This is a genomic window from Methanomassiliicoccales archaeon, assembly GCA_035527755.1.
Classification (GTDB): domain Archaea; phylum Thermoplasmatota; class Thermoplasmata; order Methanomassiliicoccales; family UBA472; genus UBA472.
This window is the reverse complement of sequence record DATKZX010000019.1, coordinates 90,527-109,220: the sequence shown is the minus strand read 5'-3', so window position 1 is coordinate 109,220 and position 18,694 is coordinate 90,527. Positions and strand designations below refer to the sequence as shown.

The following is an 18,694-nucleotide window of genomic DNA, read 5'->3' as shown; positions in this document are numbered from 1 at the left end:
CTAATGTCTGGTGAGCCTCTCGGAGACCTTCTCGGCGAACTTCATGGTGTCGAGCGTCCCCCCTATGTCCCTGGTCCGGTCCCCCTCGTTCAAGGTCTGCACCAGCGCTGACTGAAGACTGCTTGCGGCGTCCATCATCTTAACGAACTCCAATAGCAGGCTGGCGGACAAGATCGTGGCCGAAGGATTGGCCACGCCCTTTCCAGCGATGTCCGGGGCGCTGCCATGTACCGGTTCGAAGAGCCCGAAGCGATCACCGATGTTGGCCGACGGTGCCATTCCCAGACCTCCTGTCAAAGCCGCGGCCTCGTCCGAGAGTATGTCCCCGTATAGGTTCAAGGTGACGATACACTCGAAAAATTTGGGTTTGGATATCAATGCCGCTGCGGCAGCATCCACGATCATATCATCGGCAATGAGTCCAGAACCCTCCATGACCTCGTAGAACACCCGTCTGAAAAGACCGTCCGATTTGCGCAGCACGTTCGCCTTGTGGATGCAGGTGATCTTGTTGAAGCCCATGACCTTGGAGACCTTGATGGCCTTCTCCACGATGCGTCGGCAACCCTTCTCGCTGACCACACGCTCCAGGATGACCTTCCCGTCCTCTTCTCTCTCCAGGCCGGTGTACATGCCTTCGGTGTTCTCTCGTACGATGACGGTATTCAGGTCGACCAGTTTGTACTCTGGCAGAATGGGGAAGCAAGGACGTATATTGGCGTAAAGGTCGAAATATCTGCGTAGTTGCAGTAGTGGGGAATGGTAGCAGGGATCGGCGGTCACCGGAGAAGTGATCGCTCCGAACAATACCGCCTTGGACGATTCTAGGATGCTCAGCGTCTCCGGCGGTAGATAATGACCGGTACGCTTGAAGCTGGCCAGTCCCATATCCGCTTCTACGAACTCCAGGTCCAGGTCCATGCCTTTCAGGATATGCATCGTTGCATCCACTACCTCAGGACCGATACCATCCCCGCCGATGACCGTTACGCGTTTCATTCCAATCGCTCTACCAGTGAGGCTACCATGATCGGCAAGGTGATGGTGGCGTCGCCCTCCACGTTCACCTGCCAAGCGTTCTCCCGCACCTTCCCCCAGGATATGGCCTCGCGCACCTGGGCACCACTTAGGGAGCCATCATACTCCGCGGCCGTGGTCATATAAACAGCGTAATCCAGTCCACCGCGGAACTGGTTCCACCAGATGACATGATGCTTGGATATGCCCCCGCCGATGATGAGCGCTCCGCTGCGTTCGGCGTGGAAGACCAGTCCGGAGAGGTCCTGCTCATCTTGGAACAGGTCCATCTTCAGGTTACGGTGGGTCTGCCAGTACATCCACAGTTGGCTGCCGAAGGAACCGTCGGTAATGCCAGGGACGAATATGGGGATCTGATTCTTGTGAGCCCAGTAAAGCAGGGAATCCTCGTTGTCCAGACGAGCGCCGATCTCATCGATTATCTCCCTGGTCGAGATCGATTCCTTTCCCGCCAGTATCTCCTCGAACATGGGGAGCAGGCGCTGCTCCAGCACAAGGCCGTAGCTCTCGTCGGGAACGATGACATTGCCAAGGCGGTTCATACCCTGTTCCCGCAGCTCGGCATCGTCCATATTGAAATCGCCATGGTAATAATGCTTCCAGCTGCGCGCCAGATCATGATCGAGCGTGCCGCATGTGGTGATGACCACGTCCACCAGCTTGCGTTTTACCAGCTCGACTATGACCCCCCTCGTCCCGGTGGCCATGAGGCAGGCTGGAAAGGAGAGGAAGGTAAGGCATTCCTCGTCCTTCACCATCTTTTCCACGATGTCCACCGCGTCGGCAAGTTTCTTTGCGGTGAATCCTCCGGAATCTGACATAGCCTTGACCAACTGGTCCACGGTCATGCCGGTGTCGACCTTGATGTCGCTTACCTTGCGTTCTTCCATTATGATCGTCCCTCCTATTCTCTGGCCATAGAAATAAGTTATCTTAGGTAAAAATGTAGTATGATGTACAAAGTTCAGGAGCTCGACGAATGATCGGTGGTCGAACCTGTAAAAAAATAGTGGCCAGGAGTCCCATCTTCATCATTTCTTTCATGTCATAATGGAAGCTGGAGGTCAGGTCGTCATCGAGCATGGTGAACATATTCTCGAGGACGGACCATTGGGCCATCGGCAAGAGGGCTAGGAGGGACTTTATTCTTTAAGAACGGTTCAAGAACGATGGACAGCAAACGATTGGCGGTGCTGAGCGGTGGTTTCATCGGTCCTCTTTCCGGGAACGCGGTACTGGCCATGATCCCGGTGCTGAAACTGGAGTTTGGAACGGGGCCGGAAGAGATACTGCTGTCCATAACCTTCTTCATGCTCCCTTTCGCTTTCTTCAATCTGTTCTCTGGCACCATCTCTGACGTCTTCGGACGACGTAAGCTGATCACTATCGGGTTCATGATCTACGCCCTTGGATGTATCATCTGCGTTGTCGGGCCAGACCTGTACTCGTTCTACCTGGGACGGGCAGTTCAAGGTTTCGGCTTCGCGTTCGTTAACCCTGTACTGTTGGCAGTGCTTGGGGACCTTACTCCGCCCAATGAGAGGGGCAGGGTCATGGGATATTTCGGTGCGTTCACCACTGCCGGTATTGCCAGCGGACCCATGATCGCAGGGTTCCTTTCCCAGTATGATTGGCGGTGGATGTTCGTATTGGTGGCCGTTCTAGCCATTGCGGTCACCTTCTGGATACGGACCGCCTGCACCATACCGGTAAAGGGTCCAAGGTCCCGAACCCAGCTTTGGTCCAACATCAATAAGGCGTTGAGGTCTAAAGGGGTGATCGCCCTCTGCCTTCTAGGGTTCCTGACGTTCCTATGTTATATGGGGGCCATAGGATTTCTTTCGGACCATCTTTCATTGGCACCCTTATCATTGAGCGAGGAGGATATCGGCCTGCTCATCGGCATGAGCGGCATAGCTGGAATGTTCGCCGCTCCCCTCGGCGGCCGCTTCGTGGACTCAAAAGGGCGTATCCTTACGGCCATAGGTGGCTTTTCCGTCGTGGCGCTGGCCATGGTCCTGCTGCTGTTTTCCAACGGATGGATCACCTTCGCACTTTCATTGCTGGTCCTGGGGACCGGCACCGCCTTCATATGGGCATCGTTGCTGACGATGACCGTGGAGATAGTTCCCGACCTCAAAGGCACTGTTTCATCGGTCTTCAACAGCTCCCGTTTCTTCGGCTATTCCCTGGCACCTTTGATCTTCGCGCCGATATACGCCTTCAACGGGTTCGATACGCTCCTTCTGGTCGGCTTCCTGCTTACCTTGGTGGCAATACCACTGTTGCTACTACTGTCCCTTCAATTAAGGGGGTCCCAGGAAGAAAGCACCTGAGATAGCTGAGACCGGGTTTTCTCCGAACTGCTGGAATTATTTAACACCACCCATCCGTTCACTGAAAGCTCCAGCACCTTTGCTCGAACCTTGTTCAATGATGACAGGTTCTCGAACATCTCCCGGTCGTGCGCCCTATCCTCTATCCTTCTAATAGCGCATTCCGGAGTGGTATCGACAAGAAGCAGCCGGGCAGGGATGGGGAGCAGCTTGCAAAAGAAACGGTAACCGTAATGATGTAACCCCGCAGGCAAATATGCCGTGGCCATCAGGTAACGTACGAAAATGACCTTGTCATAGTCGTGCCATCGGCGCAGAAGTCTTAACGAGTTCAATACATCGAGGATGAAAAAGATGGTGGCCACCAGGCGCATGAGCTTGCCCTCGGCCGTCAGGGAACGTCGGCTAAGTCTGCCGAACCAGGAATCAGAAGGGTGAGTGCGTATCAGGACCTTTTCCCCCCTTCCTCGGTAATGCTCAGCGATCCACCCTGCCACGGTGCTCTTGCCCGAGCCATCGATCCCGTCCACGACTATCATTTCCATTCGATCAAGCACCCCAGATGCCCGTCAGGGCCAATATCAGGGCGGTAGATAAGGGGATCACCAAATTGTCATATTCGCCTGGTGTGTAGAGTTCTACGATCGCAACGTAGGCGCCCAGACCCAAGGCCAAAATGGCCGTCAGGGGGAGGGCGATGGTCCTATCACCGTAAAGGCCGGCGTTGAAAAGGAGATTGTAAAAGTTAAGGATGATGAATATGCCAAGAGCGGCGAAGAAAAAGACCGCCGCTGTCCCTTCCAGGGTCTTGTTCCCTCTGATCTTTCTCCTCCCGTACGTCTTCCCGATCAAGCCCCCCATACCATCCCCGTATGCCATGCTCACGATCCCCACCGAGGCGATGACCAGGTCACCAAAGGCGAAATATGCCAAAATGGTCCAGGAAATCGCATAATAAACTAGGCCCAATTTATGACCGTCGTGAGATGCGGTGCAAAGGACCGACCCCTTTAACCCGCTTTTCAATCCTCCTTTCGCCCCTCCATCCTGATCCCCATACCTTGAGAACAATAGTAGCAAGGGGATGAAAGGGGCGGCTGCTAAAAGGGCCATGATGTAATTAGTATCGAACACCCACCAAAAGATGGCGATGTTCCCTATCATGATATGAATGAACTTACGATGGAAGGACCTCTTCTTTAAGAATCCCCATTTAGTGGTTATTACCACCATTATGCCCACATAGGCGTAGACAAGGATCAGACCGAGGGCGTCACCGCCAAGCAAAGCAATCTGCCCCTTATGGCCTTAGATAATATAAAAAGTTCAATGGGGCCCAGCCTTCATATGCGGTCGTTTTGACCTCTTTATGAATATCTTTTTAGATATCCACTCAAAAGACCTTAAATACAGTACTGGCGGATGCAGAGTCGGGATGAACGAGAAGGATCTTTTATTGTTCGACCGGCTCAAGGACGTACTTGGTGATCCGCCACGTACTGGGCCGGTTGTGATGGACGTTAAGACCACGCAGTTCGTGCGGGTCGAGCTAGTCCTACTTCGCCTCTTAACGGAAGAAGGCCGAAACGGGATCTTCATCTCTGTCGATCGGCCCCATCAGTACATGGTACATCTGCTCAACATGCACCAGATAGACCATGGAAATCTAACGTTCGTGGATGCGGTGGCCCGATTTTCATCGGATTGTAAACAAGCCGAAGCCAGGGTGGGCTTTCTTCAAGGACCGCGCAATATCGATACCTTACCGGAAGCTCTCAGGGAATGGTCGTCACGTTCCAACAGTTCCGGGTTTGACATGAGCAAATGCAGTTTCGCGATCGTAGACAATCTGAACACATTACTGAACTTCAACAGTCATCAAGTTGTCCAGACGTTCCTTGATGATTTCATCAAGACCTTCGAAGGCAAGGTCACGATCCCAATGGTGATCGACAAGGAACGTAACCTTAACCTATTTCAGATGGCATCGTCCAATGGGAGACCGCATTTGGACCTGAGCACGGAAAGCGTTCCTCGAATTTTTAACCGGCCTCGATTACAGATCATAGAACCAAATGTGTGTGGAGGGATTCGTTAATGGAATCGACAGATATAGGACGTTCCGATCTGGCACGAATACAGACGGGAATACCAGGGCTCGATGACATGATCGAGGGCGGTTTCCCCTTCCCCTCGGTGATCCTCGTCTCGGGCACGGCCGGTACCGGAAAGACCACGTTCGCCCTAAAATTCCTAGCCGAAGGGGCGGCGAGGGGTGAGCAGGGGCTTTACTTTACGACCTTAAGCGAACCGACACAGTGGATGTTGCGTTTCTCATCCCAGTTCGAGTTCATGCGACCTGAGTTCTTCGAAAACGAGATCGTCTATGAAGATCTGGGAAATCACCTTCGTGGCGGAGATTCAGCCGCGTTGTTGGAGGCCATCGAAAAACGTATCGCCGAGGTGATGCCTCAGCGTATAGTCATCGATCCCATAACCGTGGTGGGGGAGATGTTCAAGGACGGATACAGGCAGTTCCTCTTCGATCTTACAAACAGGTTGAAGAACTGGAACGCGACCACATTGGTCACCGGAGAGGTACTACCAGGTGAACTGTACCCACCTGAGATTTCCTACGCTGTGGACGGCATCGTGCTGCTACATCTGGCCGAGGAACTTGGTGCCCGGCGCAAATACCTCGAGGTACTGAAGATGAGGGGCACCAATCACGTCACCGGGAAACATTCCATCGACATCTCTCGTAAGGAAGGCCTCATCGTGCTCAAGGCTCGATTCTAGGTAAAAAACAAAAAAAATCAGCCTCGATTCGTCCTATTCCGCCCATCCAGCCATCATGGGAGTTGATCGAGGCCAGATTACATTTTTTATGTTGTAATTCGTCCTAAATGATTAATATAAGTACCCATATCTAGGCTGGAATTTATAAGAGGCTTAGTAATGCTAGACGATCCTCTGTACTACATAATACCGATCGCGGGCATAATAGGGCTCCTCTTCGCTGGATACCTCACTTGGTGGATCCTCAGGAAAGATACTGGAACTCCTGAGATGAAAGCCATAAGTGACGCTATTCGCGAAGGTGCGATGGCCTATCTTGCTCGTCAGTACAAGACGATCGCCATCATCAGTGTCATATTGGGCGTCCTGATTACAGTCGGGATCAACCTTTGGACAGGTGTGGCGTTCCTGATGGGTGCTTTCTTCTCTGCCCTGTCTGGATACATCGGAATGTACGTGTCCGTGAATTCGAATATTAGGACTGCGAGCGCCGCAAGGCGCTCTATGAACGAGGCGCTTCTGACCTCCTTCCGCGGTGGTGCCGTTTCCGGTATCGCCGTGGTGGCTTTGAGCCTATTAGGTGTCGCCGGAATATTCTTCGTTTACCAGGCTTGGGTGGCCGTTGGAGCCCCTGACTCTGCTGCGTTATACCTCGATGCGTTGTTCTTGGTCGTGGGCTATGCCTTCGGCGCCAGCTTCGCGGCGTTGTTCGCTCAGCTGGGCGGCGGTATCTATACCAAGGCCGCCGATGTCGGTGCTGATCTGGTTGGTAAGGTCGAAGCGGGTATTCCCGAGGATGACCCCCGTAACCCTGCCGTCATAGCCGATCTCGTTGGTGACAACGTCGGAGATTGCGCCGGTCGTGGCGCTGACCTGTTCGAAAGCACCGCTGCCGAGAACATCGGTGCCATGATATTGGGTATCGCCATCTTTGCTATCACTGGCAACCCCGGTTGGTTCATGTTCCCTCTGGTCGTTCGCGCCTTCGGGTTGATCGCCGGCCTGGTGGGCATCATGGTCGTCAAGCTGAGAAGCGAGGACGAGAACCCCATGAAGGCCATCAATCGCGGTTACTATGTAACGAGCATCATCGCCGCCATACTGTTCTACTTTTCAGTGGACCAGCTCTTGGATCATCAGATCGCTTTCTTCTACTGCGGTATGATCGGCATCGTTCTCAGCATCGCGATCGTTTACATCACCCAGTACTACACTGCTGGTGAGTATCGCCCGGTCAGGGAGATCGCCAAGGCATCTGAGACCGGCGCCGCCACCAACATCATCACTGGGATATCCATAGGGATGGAGACCACCGCATTGTCGGTGTTGGCCATCGCATTGGCATTGATCGCCTCGTTCGAACTGGGTCGAAGCGTCACCGACGTGGAGAACCTCAAGTTCGTCTATGGGCTGTACGGAACTGCCGCGGCCACCATGGGTATGTTGACCACCTGCGCTTTCGTGCTCGCGGAGGACACCTTCGGACCTATCACCGACAACGCTGGTGGCATCGTCGAGATGTCCCATCAGCCGGAAGAGGTTCGTGAGAGGACCGACCGCCTGGACTCCATCGGCAACACCACCAAGGCCCTGACCAAGGGATACGCGATGGGCGCCGCTGCGCTGGCCGCCTACCTATTGTTCGGAGCGTTCTTCGAGCAGGTAGCTAGGATCCGGGGCATCGACATCCTGACCTTCTACGAGAACTTCCACGTGGACCTGATGCAGCCGGTCGTGTTCGTATCGGCCCTCATCGGTGCCATGTTGGTGTACTTGTTCACCTCCCTGGCCATACGCGCCGTGGGCAAGGCCGCCGGAGATATGATCTCCGAGGTACGCCGTCAGTTCAAGGAGAGGCCCGGCATATTGGCCGGAACCGAGAAGCCCGACTACGCCACCTGCGTCGACATCAGCACCAAGGGGGCCCTGAGGGCCATGATGCTGCCTGGCATACTGCCGGTCGTGGTCCCCGTGGCTTTGGGACTGATCCTCAGGTACGCATACCCTGAGACCAACGACATGGCCGTCATGGGAGTCGGTGCCTTCTTGATGGTAGCGACCATCGCCGGTGTGCTAATGGCCCTCTTCCTTAACAACGGAGGAGGCGCCTGGGACAACGCCAAGAAGTACATCGAGTCGCAAGGCCTAAAGGGCACACCAGTGCATTCAGCTGGTGTGGTCGGAGATACCGTCGGAGATCCGTTCAAGGATACCGCCGGGCCTTCCCTGCACGTGCTGGTGAAGCTCCTGTCCACCATCACCCTGGTCTTCGCCGTGATGTTCGTGGTCTGAAGCAAACCCTTTTCCTTCCCTTTTTTTTATCCAGCATCCCCAATGCTTATATGCTCGTTGCTCAATCTTTATATAACCGATTTATCATGCCAAGGTAGTTAAGAGGATTACTCATGTATTTGTTGACCCAAAGGGAGAGAGTCGTTCGCATTCCCCCTGACCGGCTGGGCGATAACGTCAACCAGGTGGTCAACGAGTTGGCCCGAGAGGCTTACGAAGGCCGCATCGAGGGAAACGACTCGCTCACCGTTCTCATCAAGAACATCGAGACCGTAGGTGACGGTCGCATTGTGCATGGCGATGGGGCGGTCTATCAGACCGTCAAATTCGATTCGCTCATATTCAGGCCCATGATCCAGGAGGTAGTGGAGGGCAATATCTGTGAGATCCTGAAGTTCGGCGCCTTTGTGCGCTTTGGACCTCTTGATGGACTACTCCATATCAGCCAGGTAATGGACGACCGCATCGATGTCGATGACAGTAACCAACGGTTGATAGGCAAGGACACCAAGCGTGACCTGAAGGTCGGTGACACCGTCCGCTCCAGGATAGTAGCCTTATCCTTCAATGAGATGAACCCGCGCGAGAGCAAGATCGGCCTGACCATGAGACAGCCCGGATTGGGCAAGCTGGAATGGTTGACCGAGGAAAGGATCAGGAAGGAGGTCGAGAAATGAAGGTGATCAGGGCCTGCAAGACCTGTTCTTTCATCTCTGAAGAGGATAAGTGCCCTCGCTGCGCTGGTGACATGTCCAAGGAATGGCAGGGGTATGTGGTCATAATCGATCACACCAAATCCGAGATAGCTAAGAGGATGGGCATAAATGAGAATGGCAAGTACGCCCTCAAAGTCCGCTGAACTGGTAGTTCCTCCAAAAGGTTGGAGTCTGCCGGATAGCTTGAGGAGCGAACTTGGCATGCCCTTCGGGAAGCTGCTTCAGGACAAAGATCTCCTGGATAATCTTCTCGAATGTAAGAAAATAATCACTGTGGGGGACATCGTATCCGCCACCCTTATAAACAAGGGCGTCATCCCCCACATTACGGTATACGATCGATGCAACGAGAGGATGGAGCTGGATGCTGATGAGCACCCGGTAGACCGCCTGTCGGTGCCGGAGATACTGGTGGAGAACCCCCCAGGACTGATCACCCCTGAGCTGGTAAAGGCCATGAAAGATGGTCTTGGCCGCGAGGATAAGGTCAAGGTCCGGGTTCAAGGAGAGGAGGACCTGGCTGCGCTGGTCTGCGCCGCGTTGGCTCCAGAAGGTACCTGTCTCCTTTATGGTCTCCCTGGAAAGGGAGTGGTGTTGGTTCACACTGACGCCAAAATAAACCACGCGGCGCGCGAACTGATACGCTCAATGGAGGTATTAAAGTGAAGATCGAGATCGAAAGCAAGAGGCCCAACGTCCTAATGGACAGGACCGAAGTGTCCTTCAAGGCCGACCACCGAGGAGAAGGTTCCCCAAAAAGGGCCGATGTGAAGGTCAAGTTGGCGGAGGCTTTGGCGGTAGGCAAGGAAAAGGTCATCATCGACCACATGGAGGCCGAATTCGGAATGGGCGTAAGCACGGGCTACGCCAAGGTATACGGCAGTGTAGAGTCGGCCAAAAAGTTCGAGAAGAACTATCTCCAGGCCAGGAACGGACTGTCCGAGCCGAAGAAGGTTTCGAAGAAGAAGTAAGGTGTTGACATGGCAGCCAAGAAGAAGGAAGTCAAGAAGGAGACACCCTCGGCCAAGAAGAATTACTACAATGCCAAGGGAGACAAGCTTGAACGGTTGAAGAAGTACTGCCCCAAGTGCGGGCCTGGTGTGTTCCTGGGAGAGCACAAGGACCGGACATCCTGTGGCAAATGTGGTTACACCGAGTTCAAGAAGAAGTGAGCTCGGGCCCGATCTTCCTCCCTCATCGAGGGAACAGGTTAATAGGTCGTGGGACCTTCCCAATGACCGCGGGCCTGTAGTGTAGCTTGGATATCATTGGGGCTTCCGAAGCCTCGAACCTGGGTTCGAATCCTGCCATCTCCGGATGGGGGCGAAATTCCCAGCAGGCCCGCCTTTCTCCTTACATTTTTTCCACTACTTACTTATCCATCGAGCTTGTTTTCCGCATTCATGCAACTGACTTTGGAAGAGGAGGCCATGCTCGCCGGGGAACACGGTCTCGGAAAGCGGAAAGCGATGGAGCTTCTGGTGGCGTTAGGGGCCATCTACGGCGCTGACCGCCTCATTCCGATCACTTCCGCTCACCTTTCCGGTGTGTCATATAAGACCATCGGCGAAGGAGGCATCGAATTCCTGGAGGAGATGGCCAAGGATTCCAAGGTCATGGTCCCCACCACCCTCAACCCCATGGGAATGGATGCTGAACGCTGGCGGGAGATGGGGGTGACCGAACACTTTGCCCAAAGGCAACTGCACATCATCGACCTCTACCGCCAGATGGGGGTGGAGGTCAATTGTACCTGCACCCCTTATCTGCTGACCAATCGGCCCAAAGTAGGCGATCACATCGCCTGGGCCGAGTCCTCCGCGCTATCCTTTGCCAATTCTGTACTGGGTGCTCGGACCAATCGGGAAGGAGGGCCGGGAGCATTGGCCGCGGCCATAATAGGTCGCACACCCAATTATGGTCTCCATCTGGATGAAAATCGTATACCAACACATATCGTACAGGTCGATGAGGACATCACCAAGGACGAGTGGTCCCTGGTCGGGCATGCGGTCGGCCGTAAACTGGGGGCATGCATCCCATTCTTCAGAGGGCTGGGTAACGACGTCAACGGCCTCAAGTCCCTGGCCGCAGCGATGGCCGCATCTGGGTCGGTAGCATTCTTCATGGTGGAAAAGGTCACCCCCGATCAGCCTACATCCCTCGAGGGATTAGAGACCGTTCATATCACCAGGAAGGACATCGAAGACACCCTTCAGCGTCTGACAAGTGCCAAAGTGCCGGATCTCATCGCTATCGGATGTCCTCATCTTTCGGAGACCGAAATGAAGCAATTGGCGATCTTCCTCGAGGGAAAAACGAAGAAGAGCGATGTGGAGGTGTGGTTCTGTACCTCCAAGGGCGTTTATCTTCGGTGCCCGAAGGAGAGAGCTGTGCTGGAAAGGTTCGGCAAGGTGCTCTGCGACACCTGCATGGTGGTAGCGCCCATCGAAGGGGTGCATAAGGTCACAGCAAGCAACTCGGCCAAGGCCTGTTCCTATCTTCCAGGTTTATGTTCTCAGAAGGTCCTTTGCGGTTCGCAACGCGAACTGTTGGAGTTGATAATATGAGGATCAAGGGTCGCACGATATTCAAAGGGAAGGTCATCGGTCGAATTCTGATGATCAATGAACCGTTCAGTTTCCTTGGTGGCGTGGATCCCCGCAGCGGCCTACTGACGGTGGCTTCCGGGAGGGAGGGGGAGAACGTGGAAGGAAGGATACTGGCCTTCCCCTGTGGAAAGGGGTCGACGGTCGGTTCCTACACCATCCTGGAACTTAAGAAGAACAAGCACATGCCTGCGGCGATAATCAACGCCAAAGCAGAGACCATAGTGGCCACCGGGGCGGTCATGGCAGGTCTGCCCATGGTGGATTCATTGGATCTTTCCATCCTAAGGGACGGGGATAGGGTCCTGATCGACGATGGCACCCTGGATGTGTTCGATGTTCAGGAGAAACGGGTGGTCACATGCATATTACATCGGAAAGGCAAGATGCTCCTCCTCAAGCGTAGTCAGAAAGTGGGGACGAACAAGGGGAAATGGGCTGGGGTAAGCGGTTATATTGAAAGGGGTGAGAAGCCCGAGGAGACCGCTCTGAAGGAGGTTTCTGAAGAGACGGGCATCACCACCGCCCGCCTGGAAGGAAGAGGCGAGATGCTGCGCATCAGGGACGGAAATAACGTTTGGAACGTGTATCCCTTCCTCTTCGAAGTGGGCGACGAAAGCGTGACCCTGGACTGGGAGCATGTCGATTCGACATGGATCGAACTGGATGAGCTTTCGAATTACGACACCGTGCCCGGTTTAATGATGGTACTTAAGGCCCTTGGCCTATAGGTTGCTGTCCACTTCCTTCTCCAGCAGGGTCAACTCGTTAGCATCCAGTGTGGAAGGGTTCAACACCATCAGCATGATGGAATTGTTGATGGCCACCTGGTCCCTAAGGGATTGTACGAAACGCAGCACGGTTAGGAAGTTGTTGTTGGTGATCAAATACTCCAGACCGTCCAGCAATACCACTCCTTTCTCTTTGCTGAGGAACTGTTCCAGTGAATAGCTCAATTTTTCCAGGTCCTTCGGACGCAGACTGTCCTCCTTTCCCACGTTGCTCAGCCAAATGATCGGCGTATCGTTCATTTCGTATTTGCTGCGTATCTTAAGTGGATAGTTGCGAGTAACGCAGAACCCTTTGCTACCCTTGTTCAACTGATCTATGAACAGTTTATATGAGCGGTCCGAGCGGTCATCCTTGATGAGATAGCTGTAACCACCCTGCAACCCCTGTATTTTGGTAACTGTATCCGCCTCATCCTCGACCTCCACCAATAGCGAGGTGCCGCATGATGGACATTGCAGGTCCCCAGCGGTGACCTCCCTTTTACATTTAGGGCATACGGTGCAGCGTTCGAAACCGCCATCGTTGATGTATTTGATGATCTCGTCTATGGTCTTGCTTCCCAATCCTGGAACGGATTTGAACTCGTCCCGATCGGCATTTTGCAGCTTCTCAATGGAATCGTATCCAGCGTCGTAGAGCATCTCCGCTTTCAGCTCGTTCATGCGGGGAATGCGAAGGAGATAAGGTATGATGTCCCCCTTCTCCATCGGTTTTCCCAACGATTCCGGAACGGTCTTGTTCACCTCATGCGTACGATCGAAGTAATGCAGTACCTTGCGTACTTCGGCCTTGTTCATTTTGGTGCATTCCTCGATCTGCTCATCGCTCATCAACTTTAGGTCTGCGGCGCTTCTAACGCCTGCCCCGACCAACGCCTCCGCGATCTTAGTGGTGATGCCAGGAATATCGGCCAGCTCTTTGATGGAATCCTTCAGGTTCATGGAAGTGACCCCGATCTCCACCGTTTCGCCCTCTATCTCCCATTTTTTTACCATCTCACCGTGAGGTTCTGGCACAAGTTCCATGGATTTGGAGCGGACCTCGTTCATGATGTGGGTCTTCCACATCTTCAGGAACTCGCTCACCTTGGCCTCGGCGCTGATCTCCACCTTGACGAACTCCTCCACATCAAGTTTCAATTCCTTGCGGGTCTGCTGTATCCGCCTGGTGATCTCGCGCGAAAAGCCCTCGGCCTCTATCTCGTGGGTGATCTCGAAGTCGAGGTACAGCTCACCGGCGCTAAATGTGGTGGCGTATACATCTTTGGGCAGTGATATGGTGAACGAGACCATGTTGGGCTCGATCTTGACCAACTGACCTTCTATGCCCAACGAGTACTCTCCACGTTGCATGCTCTCCTTGATGAGGTTGGCCGGTCGGCTCTGCAGCAGGACGGCGATCTTGGAAGCCCATTGCCGATAGACCTTTCCAATGGCCAGGGGGTTCGGTACCACGTTGAGCACCGTCTCCGCCCATTCCTCGCCCGGGGATACATACTCAACCTGTTTGACATTGGTCTGAGAACGTAGGATGTCCTCCATGGAGCGTAATGCCATGAGCGTGTCGCTGTTCTCTACCTTAATTACGATCCTCTTCATGGGCCAGCGCAACTTCACGTTCTTGAGCTGACGTTCCCTGGTCACGGTCTCCACTATCTCTTGAACTAGAGACATGGCCTTTTCCAGCCGTTCGTCAACTCGGGTAAGGTCGCTAGATGGCCAGTCCATCATGTGCACCGTGGTCTTTTCCCCGCCTAAGTGTCGGTAGACCTCCTCCGTCAGGTGCGGACATATCGGCGCCATCAGTAATGCCGTGTCCATGATGGCATCGTACAAGGTACGGTAGGCGGCCAGCTTTCCGGAATCACCTTCTTCGTTCCACATACGGTCGCGGATCAACCTCACGTACCAGCGGGAAAGGTCCTCCAGTATGTAATTTTCGATGGCCCTTCCGGCCTTATGCAGCTCCAATGCATTGATCTGACGGGTGACCTCGTTCTTCAGTTTCTCCGTCATGGATATGAGCCAGATATCTTCCTGTTGGAGATGTGGTCTCACTCCTTCGCGGGTCACCTTTTTTGGATCGAACCTGTCTATGGCCATATAGGTCGTGGCGAAGTTCACCACGTTCCAGAAGACGTTCAATGTCTTCCGGGCGTTCTTCACCCCTTCCATCTGGAATGGTATATCTTCCCAGGGGGCGGATGTCTTGATGAGATAGAAGCGCAGGGCGTCGGCACCGTATTCCTTGATGACCTTCCCCGGTTCCACTACATTGCCTTTGCTCTTTGACATCGGCTGTCCATGGCTATCAAGCATCCAGCCATGCATGAGCACCGATTCGTAGGGAGCACGTCCGAAGGCGATTATACCTGCAGCAAGCTGAGAATAGAACCAGCCGCGCGTCTGGTCGTGGGCCTCTATTATTAACTTGGCAGGCCACAAACGCTCGAACGCATCTCTCTCTCGGGGGAACCCCAATTGGGCCCAAGAGGCCACCGCGGAATCGAACCAAACGTCAAGGACATCGGGTATTCGGGACATCTGCTTACCGCACTTGGGGCAAGGCAGCTTCACTTGGTCGATCCAAGGCCGGTGCAATTCCATGTCTGGATGATATCCCTCCGCACCTTCCAGCTCTTCGATCATACCGACCACCTTCATCTCACCGCAGCTGCAGGTCCAGACGGGAATGGGTATTCCCCAGTACCTTTGCCGAGATATGCACCAGTCGCGGGCGTTCATGGTCCAGTCGTACTCTCGAGAGGAGCCGGCCCAATCCGGGGTCCAGCGGATCTTCTCGATCTCCTCGAGCATCTGGTTCTTGACCTGAGTGATCCGTAGGAACCACTGATTGGTGGTACGGAAGATGATCGGTGAATTACAACGCCAACAATGCCCGAAACGGTGCTCTATGACCCCGCTGAAGAACAGATGGTCCTTTGCTTCCAGGTCCTTTAGCAGTTCCGGGTTGGCCTTCTTGATATGCATGCCCATATACTTCTGTCCGACCAGTTGTGTGAAAAGGCCGGCTTCGTCGACCGGGCAGAACGGGTCCAGACCGAACTCCTTTCCTAGATCGAAATCCTCCGGACCGTGGCCCGGGGCGATGTGGACCAGCCCAGTGTTTGAAGCTTCCACTGTCTTGGAGGGGATCACCTTGTGCAACCATTTACCGGTGGCGGTCGATTGGTAAGGGACCTCGTCTATGAATGGCGTTATATATTCCATTCCTACAAGGTCGTCACCTTGGATCTCCTCTAGCACCTCGTACTTCTCCCATCCACCCAGACCTTTGATCTCCTCCTCCAATCCCTTAAGGATGATGACCGTGTCCGTTTCTCCTATCCTTCGGTAACGTACTTTGATATAATCGAAATCAGGGTGGGCGGCAACGGCCAAGTTCGCTGGTAGGGTCCACGGAGTGGTCGTCCAGATCAGCAACGAGACCTTGGGTTCGTCCTTTAGCTTGAACTTGACATAGATGGAAGGGTCCTTCTCATCTGAATAATTGATCTCGGCCTCGGCCAGAGCGGTCTCGCATCGAGGACAGCCAGGAAGCACCCTGTTAGCCTTTTCCAGCAGACCCTTGTCGAAAGCCCTCTTCAATGTCCACCAGGCAGCTTCGATATAACTGGGGTTGATGGTCAGGTAAGGGTGATCCCAGTCGAACCATACGCCCAGTTCTTTGAAGTCCTTGTTCATCTTCTTTTGGAAGTCCAGGGCAAAGCTCTTGCATGTTCCGACGAAGCGGTCTATACCATACTCTTCGATCTCCTTCTTGTTCTTGACACCAATGGACTTCTCCACCTTGACCTCGATGGGCAGTCCGTGCATGTCGTATCCCGGGGTGTCGGTGACATTGAACTTCTGCATCCGCTTGAACCTGACCATGATATCCTTGATGGTCTTGTTCATCGCCGTACCGAGGTGAATATACCCGGAGGTGTACGGTGGACCGTCCACAAAATAGAAGTCCGGCCCTTTGGCCCGGGATTCTTTGGTCTTCTTGTAAGAGTCGGTCTCGACCCAATAGGCCTGTACCGCGATCTCTAGCTCACTTGGGTTATAGCTACCTTGGACCTGCTTTATCATCGCCGTCCCTACAACCCCTTATCTGATGTCATCCTTTTAAAGGTCTTGGTCCTGGCTATCATTTGAAATAAAAAAGGTTGTATAAATTGATCAGAACATGTCCAAACGCCGCTGGTTCTTCTTACCGGAGGAGAATTTTTCCAAAGCGGACGCGACGCGCTTCTCGGTGAAACCGTACTCTCCGCAAAGCATTTCCCTGACCTTCTCTTGGTCAGGTGCTTCCCACTGTAGTCGATAATCATCGGTACGTTCAAAGTTCAGAAAGATCGACTCCACTTGATCGAGATCATGTTCGTCCATGCCAAGTGCTTTGAGCGCCGAAGGCAGGTCATGATGCTCCTTGATCAACTTGAGGGCCTTCTTAGGCCCTATACCAACGACACCCGGATTGAAGTCCGTCCCAACAAGTAGACAAAGATCTACCAATTGCCGAGCGTTGATGCCCAAGTTCTGTAATGTTTCCTCCTGATCAATGAGCTGGGTGCGTACCTCACGGTACTCGTTACGGCCCGGCATCTTCCTTCGTCCGGAGAGGGTCAGGTTCCGCACCAGACGTGGAGTTCCAAAAAGCAGGGAGTCGAAGTCCTGAGAGGCCGACGCCCATACGTCCCCTTTAGCGCACATGTACGCCGCTTGGGCCTCGCCCTCTTCCGGCGCCTGGATCACCGGTATGCCAAGATGTGTGAGCAATATGCGTGATGATTGCACTATCTCGTTGGTTATGCGTGATGATTGTGTTGCTTTGGAGTATGCTTTTCGTACATCCCCCTCGGCCTTTGCCAGCTCCCATTCCTTCTTGGCAGATTCCCTCCTCACTCTCCTTTCCTTGATGGTCGCTTCCTTTTTTTCCGGAGAGATACCATCGAATACGTAGGCTGGACGGATCCCCATCTCAACTAGGTTGGCATTCCGGTTCAAAAGTCCTTCCAGATGAGAGGTGACGCGGCCGCGGGGGTCCATAAGGGGGGTGCCATCAGGCTGTCTTATCACCGAAAGGAATTGATAGATGGCGTTGTAAGCGTCAATGGCGACGGTACGCCCCATCAGGTCCCTCGGTTCAATGTCCTTGGTGATGACTAGGTCTGAAAGGTTTACTCCCATGTTCCCAATGATGTTATGACACCCGGCCATAAAGTTATTGTCCAAGGCACCAATCGATACGTCATGCGGGACGAGCACGTTTCTGCCGGAAAAAGGCCGGTGGAAGAGGGGCAGGTCTACGATGTCACCATCACAGATATCGGTGAGAGAGGTGACGGCATAGGCAAGATCGAAGGATTGGTCATCATCATCCCAGATACCACCCCCGGTGATACGGTGAAGGTGCGCATAATCCGTTTGGAGAGAAAAGTTGCCTTCGGACGAAAGGTTTGATCAACCTTCGGCCTTAGGTATGTACAACATCATTAGGCCAACACCCATCCATAGGATGGCCAGCATGATTACCCAGATGTTGGGGGCCACGAGCAGGGCAGCAAAGAGGATGAGCAGCGGGACCACGACGGTCAAGAATAAGACCATCTGCTTATCGGATATCTTCAGCATCATAGCAACTCCGCAATACAGCCCCTCGATATGAAGTTTACTGAGTCTAGTCCACATCCTTTTTCTTGTTTACGAACTTGATGCCCGCCCAATCATCGTCCAGAGCTGATATCTTGACCTCGGCCATACCATGACCGGTGCCAACTTCCCTAACGGTCAGACCGACGATGTCCGACTCGATGTTAGATGAAGTGCGTGGATATGAGATCCAGAAGATACCTTCCTTCTTCAGACCGCGCATGAGTATGGGGTACTCTCTTCTCAATTCATCCTCGGAGGAGGTGAACAATTGGACGAAATCTAGGTCGGTATCGCTACCGCTGACTTCAACAACATTCTTTGGTAAGCGGCCCAGTGCCAGATCGTATTTCAAAGGGGGATTGATTATACGAATTCTCATTCCCTCTTTAATGCCTAGCTTAGCCACCAATGATTTTTTAGAGCCTATTCGTGCCATGAGTAGATCATTCTCA

20 protein-coding genes and 1 tRNA gene are annotated in these 18,694 nt (G+C 53.6%); 13 read left to right on the top strand and 8 right to left on the bottom strand.

The window, feature by feature from the left end; genetic code table 11:
• Together VMW85_07000 and VMW85_06995 are read right to left on the bottom strand one after the other, a co-directional pair.
• Positions 1-999, bottom strand: coding sequence for an isocitrate/isopropylmalate dehydrogenase family protein (locus VMW85_07000; GenBank protein ID HUT27773.1), 999 nt, complete (start codon positions 997-999; stop codon positions 1-3).
• Positions 996-1,928 carry a deoxyhypusine synthase gene (locus VMW85_06995; protein HUT27772.1) on the bottom strand — a complete coding sequence of 311 codons (933 nt, stop codon included), beginning with the start codon at positions 1,926-1,928 and terminating at the stop codon, positions 996-998. The genes VMW85_07000 and VMW85_06995 overlap by 4 nt, the downstream gene beginning before the upstream one ends.
• 279 nt (positions 1,929-2,207) lie before the next feature.
• Between VMW85_06995 and VMW85_06990 the strand changes: the two genes are divergently transcribed.
• Entirely contained in the window at positions 2,208-3,374 is a 1,167-nt protein-coding gene (locus VMW85_06990; protein HUT27771.1) for an MFS transporter, read from the top strand.
• On the opposite strand, the gene VMW85_06985 is transcribed toward VMW85_06990, so the two are convergent.
• Positions 3,341-3,919, bottom strand: a complete 579-nt coding sequence (locus tag VMW85_06985) for a thymidylate kinase (protein ID HUT27770.1) — start codon at positions 3,917-3,919, stop codon at positions 3,341-3,343. The two genes, VMW85_06990 and VMW85_06985, sit on opposite strands and share 34 nt — an antisense overlap.
• A 4-nt stretch (positions 3,920-3,923) precedes the next feature.
• Positions 3,924-4,661 (bottom strand): hypothetical protein, encoded by a 738-nt coding sequence (locus VMW85_06980; GenBank protein ID HUT27769.1) that lies wholly within the window; start codon positions 4,659-4,661, stop codon positions 3,924-3,926.
• A 148-nt stretch (positions 4,662-4,809) separates the two neighbouring features.
• Here VMW85_06980 and VMW85_06975 point away from each other — a divergent pair, with 148 nt between their 5' ends.
• The 11 genes from VMW85_06975 (at position 4,810) to VMW85_06925 (ending at position 12,521) form a co-directional block, all read left to right on the top strand.
• Complete coding sequence (locus VMW85_06975; protein HUT27768.1) at positions 4,810-5,472, top strand: hypothetical protein; 663 nt, start codon at positions 4,810-4,812, stop codon at positions 5,470-5,472.
• The gene (locus tag VMW85_06970) at positions 5,472-6,173 is read left to right on the top strand and encodes an ATPase domain-containing protein (GenBank protein ID HUT27767.1); all 702 of its coding nucleotides are present in this window, start codon (positions 5,472-5,474) and stop codon (positions 6,171-6,173) included. Before VMW85_06975 ends, VMW85_06970 begins: the two co-directional genes overlap by 1 nt.
• Positions 6,174-6,332: 159 nt before the next feature.
• A complete protein-coding gene (locus VMW85_06965) occupies positions 6,333-8,465 on the top strand; it encodes a sodium-translocating pyrophosphatase (protein HUT27766.1) in 2,133 nt (710 codons plus the stop codon).
• Positions 8,466-8,578: 113 nt separating this feature from the next.
• The gene (locus VMW85_06960) at positions 8,579-9,142 is read left to right on the top strand and encodes a DNA-directed RNA polymerase (GenBank protein HUT27765.1); all 564 of its coding nucleotides are present in this window, start codon (positions 8,579-8,581) and stop codon (positions 9,140-9,142) included.
• A complete protein-coding gene (spt4, locus tag VMW85_06955; GenBank protein HUT27764.1) occupies positions 9,139-9,324 on the top strand; it encodes a transcription elongation factor subunit Spt4 in 186 nt (61 codons plus the stop codon). Before VMW85_06960 ends, spt4 begins: the two co-directional genes overlap by 4 nt.
• Positions 9,290-9,847, top strand: coding sequence for a DUF359 domain-containing protein (locus VMW85_06950; protein HUT27763.1), 558 nt, complete (start codon positions 9,290-9,292; stop codon positions 9,845-9,847). The genes spt4 and VMW85_06950 overlap by 35 nt, the downstream gene beginning before the upstream one ends.
• The gene (locus VMW85_06945; protein HUT27762.1) at positions 9,844-10,152 is read left to right on the top strand and encodes a hypothetical protein; all 309 of its coding nucleotides are present in this window, start codon (positions 9,844-9,846) and stop codon (positions 10,150-10,152) included. The genes VMW85_06950 and VMW85_06945 overlap by 4 nt, the downstream gene beginning before the upstream one ends.
• Positions 10,153-10,161: 9 nt before the next feature.
• Positions 10,162-10,353, top strand: coding sequence for a 30S ribosomal protein S27ae (locus VMW85_06940; protein HUT27761.1), 192 nt, complete (start codon positions 10,162-10,164; stop codon positions 10,351-10,353).
• 70 nt (positions 10,354-10,423) lie between these two features.
• Positions 10,424-10,525 (top strand) — tRNA-Arg (locus VMW85_06935).
• Positions 10,526-10,584: 59 nt separating this feature from the next.
• Entirely contained in the window at positions 10,585-11,751 is a 1,167-nt protein-coding gene (locus tag VMW85_06930; protein ID HUT27760.1) for an aconitase X catalytic domain-containing protein, read from the top strand.
• The gene (locus tag VMW85_06925) at positions 11,748-12,521 is read left to right on the top strand and encodes a DUF126 domain-containing protein (protein HUT27759.1); all 774 of its coding nucleotides are present in this window, start codon (positions 11,748-11,750) and stop codon (positions 12,519-12,521) included. Before VMW85_06930 ends, VMW85_06925 begins: the two co-directional genes overlap by 4 nt.
• Here the strand turns inward: VMW85_06925 and ileS are convergent.
• Positions 12,516-16,676, bottom strand: a complete 4,161-nt coding sequence (ileS, locus tag VMW85_06920; protein HUT27758.1) for an isoleucine--tRNA ligase — start codon at positions 16,674-16,676, stop codon at positions 12,516-12,518. The two genes, VMW85_06925 and ileS, sit on opposite strands and share 6 nt — an antisense overlap.
• A 90-nt stretch (positions 16,677-16,766) precedes the next feature.
• The gene (gene fen / locus VMW85_06915; GenBank protein ID HUT27757.1) at positions 16,767-17,777 is read right to left on the bottom strand and encodes a flap endonuclease-1; all 1,011 of its coding nucleotides are present in this window, start codon (positions 17,775-17,777) and stop codon (positions 16,767-16,769) included.
• Positions 17,778-17,840: 63 nt separating this feature from the next.
• On the opposite strand from fen, the gene VMW85_06910 reads away from it, so the two are divergent.
• Positions 17,841-18,050 (top strand): TRAM domain-containing protein, encoded by a 210-nt coding sequence (locus tag VMW85_06910; GenBank protein HUT27756.1) that lies wholly within the window; start codon positions 17,841-17,843, stop codon positions 18,048-18,050.
• Here the strand turns inward: VMW85_06910 and VMW85_06905 are convergent, their stop codons facing one another.
• Entirely contained in the window at positions 18,051-18,224 is a 174-nt protein-coding gene (locus tag VMW85_06905) for a hypothetical protein (protein HUT27755.1), read from the bottom strand. It abuts the gene before it with no gap.
• Positions 18,225-18,267: 43 nt separating this feature from the next.
• Complete coding sequence (locus VMW85_06900; GenBank protein ID HUT27754.1) at positions 18,268-18,678, bottom strand: hypothetical protein; 411 nt, start codon at positions 18,676-18,678, stop codon at positions 18,268-18,270.
• Positions 18,679-18,694: the final 16 nt, after the last annotated feature.

Bases quoted from the DNA above. Each gene is read 5' to 3' on its own strand.
- VMW85_07000 (HUT27773.1), bottom strand. From the start codon at position 999: ATGAAACGCGTAACGGTCATCGGCGGGGATGGTATCGGTCCTGAGGTA.
- VMW85_06995 (HUT27772.1), bottom strand. From the start codon at position 1,928: ATGGAAGAACGCAAGGTAAGCGACATCAAGGTCGACACCGGCATGACC.
- VMW85_06990 (HUT27771.1), top strand. From the start codon at position 2,208: ATGGACAGCAAACGATTGGCGGTGCTGAGCGGTGGTTTCATCGGTCCT.
- VMW85_06985 (HUT27770.1), bottom strand. From the start codon at position 3,919: ATGGAAATGATAGTCGTGGACGGGATCGATGGCTCGGGCAAGAGCACC.
- VMW85_06975 (HUT27768.1), top strand. From the start codon at position 4,810: ATGAACGAGAAGGATCTTTTATTGTTCGACCGGCTCAAGGACGTACTT.
- VMW85_06970 (HUT27767.1), top strand. From the start codon at position 5,472: ATGGAATCGACAGATATAGGACGTTCCGATCTGGCACGAATACAGACG.
- VMW85_06965 (HUT27766.1), top strand. From the start codon at position 6,333: ATGCTAGACGATCCTCTGTACTACATAATACCGATCGCGGGCATAATA.
- VMW85_06960 (HUT27765.1), top strand. From the start codon at position 8,579: ATGTATTTGTTGACCCAAAGGGAGAGAGTCGTTCGCATTCCCCCTGAC.
- spt4 (HUT27764.1), top strand. From the start codon at position 9,139: ATGAAGGTGATCAGGGCCTGCAAGACCTGTTCTTTCATCTCTGAAGAG.
- VMW85_06950 (HUT27763.1), top strand. From the start codon at position 9,290: ATGAGAATGGCAAGTACGCCCTCAAAGTCCGCTGAACTGGTAGTTCCT.
- VMW85_06940 (HUT27761.1), top strand. From the start codon at position 10,162: ATGGCAGCCAAGAAGAAGGAAGTCAAGAAGGAGACACCCTCGGCCAAG.
- VMW85_06930 (HUT27760.1), top strand. From the start codon at position 10,585: ATGCAACTGACTTTGGAAGAGGAGGCCATGCTCGCCGGGGAACACGGT.
- VMW85_06925 (HUT27759.1), top strand. From the start codon at position 11,748: ATGAGGATCAAGGGTCGCACGATATTCAAAGGGAAGGTCATCGGTCGA.
- ileS (HUT27758.1), bottom strand. From the start codon at position 16,676: ATGATAAAGCAGGTCCAAGGTAGCTATAACCCAAGTGAGCTAGAGATC.
- fen (HUT27757.1), bottom strand. From the start codon at position 17,777: ATGGGAGTAAACCTTTCAGACCTAGTCATCACCAAGGACATTGAACCG.
- VMW85_06910 (HUT27756.1), top strand. From the start codon at position 17,841: ATGCGGGACGAGCACGTTTCTGCCGGAAAAAGGCCGGTGGAAGAGGGG.
- VMW85_06905 (HUT27755.1), bottom strand. From the start codon at position 18,224: ATGATGCTGAAGATATCCGATAAGCAGATGGTCTTATTCTTGACCGTC.
- VMW85_06900 (HUT27754.1), bottom strand. From the start codon at position 18,678: ATGGCACGAATAGGCTCTAAAAAATCATTGGTGGCTAAGCTAGGCATT.